The organism is Clostridioides sp. ZZV14-6387 (assembly GCF_020657835.1).
Classification (GTDB): domain Bacteria; phylum Bacillota; class Clostridia; order Peptostreptococcales; family Peptostreptococcaceae; genus Clostridioides; species Clostridioides difficile_A.
In genome coordinates this window covers 60,569-71,079 of the sequence record NZ_JAGWCW010000020.1, presented here as the reverse complement: position 1 = coordinate 71,079, position 10,511 = coordinate 60,569, and the positions used below count along the sequence as shown (strand labels likewise).

Below are 10,511 nucleotides of genomic sequence, written 5' to 3'. Positions count from 1 at the left end.
TTAAGTGTCTGTTCATCTATTATATTATTGTATTTCAAGTCCAATCTTAGCACATTTTTATAAATTTATCACTATATTTATATCTTATAATAATATTTTCCCTTAAAATATGCAACTATTATAAAAATTTTTTTTTACATTTATAAATTCTAAAAACCATATATAACTAAAATATTGTAAGTTTTTAACTACATTAAGTTATATATGGTTTTTATATTTATGTATATTCATTGTAGTTATTTGTCCTATTACATGGTTGCAATCATGCTTAAAACAGCTGTTATGCTTGTTAACACAAGAATCCCTACAATCCCAACAGCTATTATTCTATTAATTTTTTTCTGACTTGATTTTGCCACAGTACATCACCTTTCACTAATTATTTTTGAATTTCAAGTTCTCTAACATCAGAGACCTCAGATAAACTTAATTCTTCATCTGTACTATTGTATAACACATTTTTATCTTTATCAAATTCGTCACATACATGTTTTAGATACTTTATAAAATCTTTCTTAAGGTCCTCTTTCTTTAGAGCAAAATCAACAGTAGCTTCTAAAAATCCTAACTTATCACCAACATCATATCTTTTTCCTTCAAAATCGTATGCATACATAGCTTCTTTTTTAGACAATATTTTTAGAGCATCTGTTAGTTGCACCTCTCCACCTTTACCTGGTGGTAAATCCTTAAGAATATCAAATATTTCAGGAGTTATTATATATCTACCTAAGATAGCAATATTTGAAGGAGCTTTTCCTGGCTCTGGCTTTTCTACCATATCTTTTACCTTATAAACTCTACCTTCTATATTTTTTGCCTCTATTATACCATATTTATTAGTATCTTCTGAATTCACTTTTTGAACTCCTAATATTGTAGTTCTATATTCTTCATATGCATCTGTTAATTGCTTTAAACAAGGTACATCATTATCTACAATATCATCACCTAACATTACTGCAAAAGGTTCATCACCTATAAAGTGTCTAGCACAGTAAATTGCATCTCCTAATCCTTTTGGCTCTTTCTGTCTTATATAATGTATGTTAATCATGTTAGATATATTTTGGACTATCTCTAACAATTCCTTTTTACCTTTTTTCTCCAAATCAAGTTCCAATTCTACGGATTTATCAAAGTGGTCTTCAATAGATTTTTTATTTCTACCAGTTATTATTAGTATTTCCTCTATTCCTGAGGCCACAGCTTCTTCTATTATGTATTGTAGCGTTGGCTTATCAACTATTGGTAACATTTCTTTTGGTTGCGCCTTAGTAGCTGGCAAAAACCTAGTCCCTAAACCTGCTGCTGGTATTACAGCTTTTTTAACTTTAATTTGCATAGAATCATCTCCCACTAATTAATAAATAAAAAGTCCTATCTTCAATAGGACTTTAAACTTTTAGTATATTTTAACATTAATTCGATATATTTACCATGTGGATTATAATAATCTTTTATAATAGCTTTTCAAGTTCTGCTACTAAACTGTCAAATTTTTTAATTGTATTTTCTATAGGTTTTGTATTAGTTAAGTTTATCCCACTTGATTTTAACAAGTTTATTGGATAATCTGAGCTTCCTTTTTTAAGAAAATTTATATAGTTGTCTGAGCCATTTTTTAGTATGTCTTGGGCAAAACTTACTCCTGCGCTACAACCTGTTGCATATTTATAGACATAGAAACTATTGTAAAAGTGTGGGATTCTAGCCCATCCGACCTTAGATAATTGGTCTAATTCATAGCTTTGTCCATAATATTTTTTAAGAAGTTGTCCCCAAACATCATTTAGTACTAGTGCATTTACACTCTTCTCTTTTTCAACTAACTCATGTATAGTCTTTTCAAATTCAGCATACATTGTTTGTGTATAAAGAGTATCTTTTATCAAGTCTAAATATTGTGTTATATAATAAGCTTTTTCATCATTACCTTTGGCTTCTCTTATAAGCATTTCATAAAGTAAAGCTTCATTAGTTGTAGATGCAACCTCATGAGTAAATATAGATGGATTTGAATTAAAATAATTTTGATTCTTAGAACTTAAATATTCGTATACAGCATGACCAAGTTCATGAGATAATGTTGAAACTGAACTTAATGAATTATTATAATTCAAAAGTACATATGGATGATTTTCATAAACAGATAAGCAATATCCACCACTCACTTTATTTTCATGTGAATAAACATCTACCCATTTTTCATTGAAAGCTTTATAGACTACATCATTATATTCTTTTCCTAGAGGTGATAACGCTGAATATACTATACTCTGCGCTTTCTCATAGTTAATATTATTATCAACAGCCTTAACTATAGGCACAAACATATCATATGAATGGACCTTATCTAATTTTAAGACTTTTTTTCTTAAATCTATATATTTGTGTAAACTGTCCATGTTCCCATTTACAGTTCTTATTAGATTATTGTATACTTTTTCATCTACATTATCAGATTCCAAATACATTTCTAGCGAAGACTCATATCCTCTCTCTTGAGAATAAAAAATGTTCTTTTTAACTTGACCAGTAATCAAGCCTGCAATTGTATTTAGATTATCATTGTAAGTTATAAGTTCATCTTGATAAGCTTTTTTTCTATTTTCTCTATCTGATGATTCTAGCTCACTAGCATATTGAGCTGGTGTTAAATTAGTTTTTCTATCCATATTTCTAAACAATTCATAAACTTGACTTGGAAGACTACTTATAGAAGACACTTTGCTTAGGATGTCTTCTGACTTATCATCTAAATAATGCACTTTGTTTCTTCTTATATCTCTTAAATATGCACCATATTTTCTATTTATATTTTTATTTGAAATAATTTTCTTATAATCTTTATTTGATAATTTTAATATCTCTAATTCTAAATCTGAACAAATTCCCATATAGTTTCCATAAGATTTACTCATAATATCATTCATATCTAAGTATTTATATGAATTTTTATTAGTATCTTGTTTTAATTTTACATAGGCAGATAGTCTATTTAATCTTATATCAAGTTTTTCCTTGATATTTAAGGCAAAAGACAAATGTGTTGGCGATTTTGTTACTTTACCTATGTAATTTTTTAACTCTTTCGTATCTTTATCAAAACTCTTAAGTTCTTTTTTCCATTGGTCATCACTTTTAAACAAAGATTGTAAGTTCCAACATGTTTTTTCATAATCTATTTCTTGTTTTTTTTCAGCATCATCTTCAGTATCATTATTCATGACAGTAACTGCTCTATCATTATTCTTTTGATATCCTTGGTCAGCTTTTATACTTATTATTAACATGCAAAAAATAGAAATAAATAAAGGTATTATTGCTTTGCACAATTTTCTATTCATAAAAAGCCATCCTTTCAATAAATTTACTTAATAATAGGATGGCTTTTTTTAGATATATTATTCAATTATTCATACTATATAAATAAATATCGAATTAATAGTTATCCACATAATAATCAACATATTCACAGGCTTTGTTTACCTAGAAATTTAGTTATTTCAACATGAATCTCTTTTGATAATAGCTTTTGTTTTTTCTTTTTTTACATTTTATTAACATTTATGCCATACTTATCAACAAATTTTGTTGATTTATATGTTTTTTTTGTTAATAACTATACTTTTTTCAAAAGTCTATTAACATATTATACACAAGTTATCCACATATTATACACAGAATTTTATAAACTTTATTTTGTACATATCTTCGTAACTAAAGCAGTCATATCATCTTCGATTTGTAACGCTTGTAACTCTAATGCTCTATCTAATATTAAATTTGAAATTTCTTTTGGATTTGTAGTCTCTATATTCTTTAAGAAGTATATTAACCAATTATCTCCCAAATTGTTATTTCTTCCTGCATCTACAATTCCATCAGAAACCATTATGACATAGTCTCCCTCCTTAACTTTTACATTTTTTCTATCAATTTTTACATCAGATAATATACCCACAGGTAATGATGATGATGATATTAAATCGACTTCTCCATCACCTCTTTTTATATAGGTAGAACACGCTCCCATCTTTATAGTTTCTAAACAACCTCGTTTTAAATCTAAAATTCCTAAATCTAAGGTTGAAAACATCTCCTCTGAAGACTTTAATAGCAACATATTATTTATAGTATCTATAACTATTTCGTCTTTAATTTTTGCATCTATCATTTTTTCTAATATATCAATAGTGGCAGAGGATTCTTCATATGCTTTTTTACCTTTTCCCATACCATCACTTATAGCCATCATATATTTACCATCATTTATCTCCATATATGTGTAATTGTCTCCACAAAGAATATGCCCATCCCTTGACATGGCTGAAACTTCTGTAACAGCCTTATATTTCTGAGATTTAACGAATGTTGCCTTACATTTACCTCCTAAACAATGGCACCCTATTTTTCTAACAGACATATTTTCACCTACTAGGTCTGAAATTATGTTTACAATTTTATCTTCACACATACAACCATCATGACAAGTTTTCTTTTCTATAGATATTTCAAATTCACTGTTACTTTTCGTTAAGTAACTTACTTTATCAACAGTTATGTCATATCTCTCTAATTGCTCATATATATTTTTTTCTTTTTCTATATCCAACATTATATCGCTCTCTAAATCTTGAGACAATGATTTAATTGATTTTGAAATACTTCTTATTTGATTTGCTATTAATTTTCTACTTTCTGAAAACTTCACACTCCAATCATAATCTAATACAAACATTTTGTAATAGTGATTTGATATTTTCACTATTGACTCTGGTTTCATACATTCCTTTCTAAAGTTTTTAGGTATATCGTTTAGATTTAACTCCCCTTTCTCTTCAATTTTTTCAAGAATGTTATATATCATAGTGTATGTATGATTAAATCTTGATTCCCAACACATTCTTCTCATACTACAACTTTTACATTCATCATTATGAATCATATCTATTACATTTGCTATATCTCTTTGGTCTAGTACCTTATCTTTTTCTCTTATCTTATCAAATGTATCTGCAAGGTCATCGTAAGTTTTATAAATACTATTTAATCGACTATTAGTTAAGTTCTTACTTCTCATAATATAATCGTATACGATTTCATTTGAAGCTACATTACTTTTTATTAATTTTTCAATCTTACTAAACAACTTCTCTGGTAACACTATAACTATTAAACAGCCTAACAATATATCTCTTAATTGCATCATATTAGAAGTAATACCAGAAGTATATAGGTATATTATTGTCCAACTTAGAATATATCCTAATATACAGAAATATTTATTTATTTTATTAAATGCACCACTTATTAATCCTGAAAAAGAATATATACCCATATAAATGGCTGATGTTATGTTATTTAAAATGGATGCTACGCCAATAATTACACCACTAGATGCTCCCATCGTAGCTCCTCCTACTATTGAGGTCAGTAATATCAATACGGTGGACAAAATGGTCCTTATCGATATTCCAAACAAGGATATATCACCTATTCCCATTATGCTAAAGGTTAGCAGTAAACTTATTGATATAGCTTCTTCTGTCCGTACGGACATCCTATTGTTGACATTGGCCATCAAACCTATCCCATAAGAAAATACATATACAGATATAAACATTATTATTGCTTCTACACCTGCTATAAGAAGATTATACATATACCTATTTGAAAAGAAAGCTTGTCCCATGGAAATTGGAAGTAATATCATTGCACTTATAAATGCCACCTTAGCAATTGAATCTGATAATTTTAACTTTTTATTCACTGCCATAAATATTGTAAGGCACACAGCATATTTTGCTACATTTCCAAAATCATTAGATGATAACAATATTCCTAATAATGTTGATATGAATACAGGTATCTTGTACTTGTCAATCTTTGATGCACATATAAAAAAGGCAATTCCTAAAGGAGCTACAGAGTCTACTATAATAGACCTACTAAGTAAAAATCCCATTACGGCGAATGCCACCGTAGTAAAATCAATATATCCGCTTATTAATTTTATGACATTTGGTTTTACAGTCTTACTCTCCACAACTGCTACACTTCTTTGCATAAAAAAACCTCCTCTTTTGTTTATATTAAGAATTGTAACAAAGAGGAGTAATTTTTTTTGTCATAATCGGTTTTAAAAATCAAAAAATATTAATACATTTTTTTTGACTTTTGACATATTAAGCCTTCCAAATTATCGTATTCACTTACGGTTATTTCTTCTATTTCTAATTTTTCCATTATTATATTCAATATTTTTACACCAGCAGTTATAATATCCGCACGTTTTTCTTGTAGGCCTTTTAAGTTCTTTTTATCACTTAATGTCATGTTTATTAATTTTTGTAGAATTTCTTCTATTTCTTTTTTGTGTATTTTACTATTATGTATTTTTTCCATAGAGTAGACCTCTAATTCTTGATTCATTGCTGATAATGATGTAATCGTTCCACCTATGCCTATAAGAGTTTTTAATCCTCTTCCTTTTATATAATTTAAAGTTTCATTAATCTCGTTATATATAAATGAACTCATATTTTCAAACTCTTCATCTTCAATAATATCATACTTTAAAAATCTCTCTGTCATTCTAAGAGCACCTACATTTTCGCTTTTATTAAATTTAATTCCATCTGAGTCGCCTATAATAAATTCTGTTGAACCTCCTCCAATATCTATAACAATAATATTGTCATCACCTTGTATGCCTTCTAAGACACCCTTAAATCCTAGATTTGATTCTTCTATTCCTGTAACTATATCAACATCTATCCCAGTTTCTTCTTTTGCTAGTTTAACAAAGTAATCTCCATTTTTACTATCTCTAAGGGCAGATGTTCCCATACAGTATACTTTTTCACACTTTTCATCATTACACTTATCAGAAAATTTTTTTAAGGCATCTATGTTTCTTTGAATAGCATCTTCTTTTATATATCCTTTACTATCTACACCATGACCAATTCTAGTTGTGTTAACAAATTTTTTTCTGTTTGTGAGATTTCCATCTCTATAATCTGCTATCAATAATCTCATTGAGTTTGTCCCAATATCTATAGCTCCTACTTTCATTATAAAATACCTCCTCAATAAAAATAAAAAGCCATTCTTAAACTGAATGACTTTTTTATTGAATCTTAAATTTTAAAATCAATACATCTGTAAACTTATTAGCAAGTTTTAGTCAACGGTTTATATCAACATAAACGGTTTCATTAGGCTTTACCATATTTAATCTTTTTCTTGCTATCTCTTCTAAGTCTCCTTCATATGATTTTTCATCTTTCTTTAAGCTGTTTATTTGTATTTCAGTCTTTTTTAATTGTTTATTTAGACTTGCTATTTCTTTTTTATACTCTTTGGCTTTTGTGTACTCAAATACAAACCCTGTCATCATACTAAAAAGTGATATTCCTAAAAATAAACTGACAACAATAATTTGTCCTGAAAATTTTTTTCTTAAGTTCATTTTCCCTACACCCTTTTTTTGGTTTTATTTTTTTTCTTCTTATGTTTTGATTTTTTCTTGCTCTTTAACTTTTTATTTGATTTTCTTTTTATACTTTTCTTTGTTGCTATAAATATATTAGGTATATAAAATATAATATCAAATAGTAGGTGTAGTGAATAGATTATAACGTAATACAAATTATTTAAAAAACTGACTATGTATTGTACAACTTTTTTTAAAAAATTCCTCACAAAACAGATTATTTTATTGATAATTGATAAAACAATTTTACTTATGGTGTTATAGTATAAAATAAAACCAATAAACAAAGCCACAAAATGGTAATATCTTAAATCAAAAAATTCTGTAAGGTTTATTGTTACAAATATTATAGCTGTTGCTAGAAACCAAAATAATACATCAAAGATTATCGCGAAATAATTGATAAATTTAAAGTTTCCTCTTAGACCTCTATAAAAATCAAACAATACCCCTATAAGTATTCCACCATAAATAGTAGCATAAAAAATACTTACATCTTGAGTGAAAGGTATCATTTATCTAAATACCTTTTTCAAGAAACTCTCTTGTGGCTTTTTAGGCTTTGCATACACCATAGAATTTATAGTTCCATCTATGCTAATTATATTTTCGTCTATACTTAGCTTGCTCATATCTAGGTTCTCGCCTTCAATTACCATCTCACCTACAGAAGTTTTAAGCTCAACTCTTTTGTCATTAAAAGAATATATGTGCTCGACTCCTGAAATAACCAGCTTTGATCTATCTTTCAAAGTTATGTTCTGTTCCATAATATCCCCCCAGTAAATATTTCACTAATACTACTATTAATATACTAGAGGACTATCAATTTTATTCTAAAATTTCGTACATTTCTTTTGCATCATTTTTTAGCACATGCTCTTTTACTTCATTTATCTTAAGCCTCATCTTTTTCTCTCCAAATTGTATTTCTAAGGTGTCTCCAATATTCACTTCTGAAGAGGATTTAGCAACTTTTCCATTTATAGTGACAATTCCCTTATCACATGCATCCTTAGCAACAGTTCTTCTCTTTATAATCCTAGATACTTTTAAAAACTTATCTAATCTCATAATTATCACCTTCCTTAGTTCTATAGAAAAAGTGTGGCAAATTTATCCACACTTTTTCACAAGATTTCTAATTATCCATTTATTATATCCTTTAATCCTTTTCCAGCTTTGAAAACTGGTGCTTTAGAAGCTGGTATATCTATAACTTGCTCTGGATCTCTTGGATTTCTTCCTTGTCTAGCAGCTCTTTCTCTTGTCTCAAATGTTCCAAATCCAACTAATTGAACTTTTTCGTTATTTACTAGTGCATCTTGAACAGAACTCATAAATGCGTTTAATGCAGCCTCTGCTTCCTTCTTTGTTAATCCACTTTTTTCTGCCATCTTTGATACTAATTCAGCTTTATTCACGATATTTACCTCCTAAAAATGTTTATAATATAGACTTCTATCTTTGTGATAAAAGTTCTAGATTTTTGACAAATTTCCTTCCACAATTTTATTGTTTTTTAGCCTGATTCCAAAATTCATCCATCTCTTCAAGTGTCATGTCTTCTAATTTTTTATTTAAATTCATTGCACTTTTCTCCACAAACTCAAATCTATTTATGAATTTATCGGTAGTACAGTTCAAGGCTTCTCCTGAGTCTATGTCTAAAAATCTAGCTAGATTTACTATCGAAAATAATAAATCGCCTAGTTCTTCCTTTATGTATTTTATATTCCCGACCCTGTGTTCGTCAAGTAATTCCTGATATTCTTCTTCAATTTTTTTAAATACATCTTCTACATTGTCCCAATCAAAGCCAACAAGGGCTGCTTTATGTTGAACTTTACTAGCCTTCATAAGAGCTGGTAAATGCTTTGGTATCCTTCTAAGGCTATCTGTTATAGTGCTTTCGCCCTTCTCTTCTTTCTTTAATTCTTCCCAAGTTTTTTCAAACTTAGACATATCTAGTTTTACACCACTAAATATATGAGGATGTCTATTAATTAATTTTTTACATATTCCATTTACTACTTCTTTTAAATCAAAGTAGCCTTCCTCATTTCCTATCTGGCAATGGAATATAACTTGTAAAAGAACATCTCCTAGTTCTTCTACCATTTCATCTATATCATTATTATCGATTGCATTACAAAGTTCATATGATTCCTCTATAACAGAATTTTTTAATGATTGATGTGTCTGTTTTTTATCCCATTCACATCCAGATGGACTTCTAAGTGTATTAACTATTATTTCTAAGTCATGTACTGTATTATACATCTTTTTAGAACTTTTGGGTATATATAAGCTAGTTAAATAGTCAAAAAAGTTTTCATTTCTGTCCAATTCGCACAGTTTTATAAACTTTTTACTTTCTAAATCTTTGACACCTGCTCCATTTACTATACATACTTCTTGATTATAGTCATAATATTCCATAAGCTTTAACTTTACATTAGATGCTATAAATTTATCATATACTTGGGTTATTATCATACTAGTATCCAAATCTATATATGAATTTTCTATTTCAAAAGCATCTATCAATTTAAATCCCTCAGATGGGTCTATAGCCAAATAGTTAAACATAGCGTCTACAAAGCTCATAGAAGGCAATATTTCTACTGTTATGTGCTTTTCATTGGCTATTCTTTCTATTATACTTACAGTCTTTTCTGCGACTCTTGGATGACCAGGAACAGCATATATTAAATCACCCTTTGTAGATTCTTCTATGATAAACTCAGATATTTTTAAATAAACATTTTCAAAATTTTCTTCATTTTCATAAAAATAGTCTAATGAAGTGTATTGTATAGTTTCTTTAAGTTTATCAATTATTGGATGTTTCTCTGTTCTAAAAAAAACTCTTGGGTTATTTCTTAAAGATTCTAACGCACCTTGGCTTATAAGAGAATAATCTCCTGGTCCAAGACCTACAATACTTATCTTACCCATAACATCACTCCTATTAGCAAATTTCACTTTATTTTTATATTATTAT

General features: G+C 28.1%; 10 protein-coding genes. All 10 read right to left on the bottom strand.

Going from position 1 to position 10,511, the window contains the following annotated elements; all coding sequences use genetic code 11:
• Window positions 1–379: 379 nt before the first annotated feature.
• Window positions 380–1,345 (bottom strand): UTP--glucose-1-phosphate uridylyltransferase GalU, encoded by a 966-nt coding sequence (gene galU, locus KGF38_RS13515; protein ID WP_074180094.1) that lies wholly within the window; start codon window positions 1,343–1,345, stop codon window positions 380–382.
• A 115-nt stretch (window positions 1,346–1,460) separates the two neighbouring features.
• Window positions 1,461–3,350, bottom strand: a complete 1,890-nt coding sequence (gene pepF / locus KGF38_RS13510) for an oligoendopeptidase F (protein ID WP_054271928.1) — start codon at window positions 3,348–3,350, stop codon at window positions 1,461–1,463.
• Window positions 3,351–3,700: 350 nt separating this feature from the next.
• The gene (spoIIE, locus tag KGF38_RS13505) at window positions 3,701–6,073 is read right to left on the bottom strand and encodes a stage II sporulation protein E (RefSeq protein ID WP_054271929.1); all 2,373 of its coding nucleotides are present in this window, start codon (window positions 6,071–6,073) and stop codon (window positions 3,701–3,703) included.
• A gap of 89 nt (window positions 6,074–6,162) precedes the next feature.
• Complete coding sequence (locus KGF38_RS13500; RefSeq protein ID WP_074180093.1) at window positions 6,163–7,083, bottom strand: Ppx/GppA phosphatase family protein; 921 nt, start codon at window positions 7,081–7,083, stop codon at window positions 6,163–6,165.
• A 112-nt stretch (window positions 7,084–7,195) separates the two neighbouring features.
• Window positions 7,196–7,480 carry an FtsB family cell division protein gene (locus KGF38_RS13495; protein ID WP_054271931.1) on the bottom strand — a complete coding sequence of 95 codons (285 nt, stop codon included), beginning with the start codon at window positions 7,478–7,480 and terminating at the stop codon, window positions 7,196–7,198.
• Window positions 7,481–7,485: 5 nt separating this feature from the next.
• Window positions 7,486–8,019 (bottom strand): spore cortex biosynthesis protein YabQ, encoded by a 534-nt coding sequence (gene yabQ, locus KGF38_RS13490; RefSeq protein ID WP_054271932.1) that lies wholly within the window; start codon window positions 8,017–8,019, stop codon window positions 7,486–7,488.
• Window positions 8,020–8,274 carry a YabP/YqfC family sporulation protein gene (locus KGF38_RS13485; RefSeq protein ID WP_003421411.1) on the bottom strand — a complete coding sequence of 85 codons (255 nt, stop codon included), beginning with the start codon at window positions 8,272–8,274 and terminating at the stop codon, window positions 8,020–8,022.
• Between the two features lie 61 nt (window positions 8,275–8,335).
• A complete protein-coding gene (locus tag KGF38_RS13480; protein ID WP_054271933.1) occupies window positions 8,336–8,578 on the bottom strand; it encodes an RNA-binding S4 domain-containing protein in 243 nt (80 codons plus the stop codon).
• A gap of 71 nt (window positions 8,579–8,649) precedes the next feature.
• Window positions 8,650–8,928: an HU family DNA-binding protein gene (locus tag KGF38_RS13475; RefSeq protein ID WP_003421415.1), complete on the bottom strand. Its 279-nt coding sequence runs from the start codon at window positions 8,926–8,928 to the stop codon at window positions 8,650–8,652.
• 88 nt (window positions 8,929–9,016) lie between these two features.
• On the bottom strand, window positions 9,017–10,465 hold the full coding sequence (mazG, locus tag KGF38_RS13470; protein WP_074180092.1) for a nucleoside triphosphate pyrophosphohydrolase: 1,449 nt from the start codon (window positions 10,463–10,465) through the stop codon (window positions 9,017–9,019).
• Between the last annotated feature and the right edge of the window lie 46 nt (window positions 10,466–10,511).

Coding starts and splice junctions, on each gene's coding strand:
- galU (WP_074180094.1), bottom strand. CDS start 1,345: ATGCAAATTAAAGTTAAAAAAGCTGTAATACCAGCAGCAGGTTTAGGG.
- pepF (WP_054271928.1), bottom strand. CDS start 3,350: ATGAATAGAAAATTGTGCAAAGCAATAATACCTTTATTTATTTCTATT.
- spoIIE (WP_054271929.1), bottom strand. CDS start 6,073: ATGCAAAGAAGTGTAGCAGTTGTGGAGAGTAAGACTGTAAAACCAAAT.
- KGF38_RS13500 (WP_074180093.1), bottom strand. CDS start 7,083: ATGAAAGTAGGAGCTATAGATATTGGGACAAACTCAATGAGATTATTG.
- KGF38_RS13495 (WP_054271931.1), bottom strand. CDS start 7,480: ATGAACTTAAGAAAAAAATTTTCAGGACAAATTATTGTTGTCAGTTTA.
- yabQ (WP_054271932.1), bottom strand. CDS start 8,019: ATGATACCTTTCACTCAAGATGTAAGTATTTTTTATGCTACTATTTAT.
- KGF38_RS13485 (WP_003421411.1), bottom strand. CDS start 8,274: ATGGAACAGAACATAACTTTGAAAGATAGATCAAAGCTGGTTATTTCA.
- KGF38_RS13480 (WP_054271933.1), bottom strand. CDS start 8,578: ATGAGATTAGATAAGTTTTTAAAAGTATCTAGGATTATAAAGAGAAGA.
- mazG (WP_074180092.1), bottom strand. CDS start 10,465: ATGGGTAAGATAAGTATTGTAGGTCTTGGACCAGGAGATTATTCTCTT.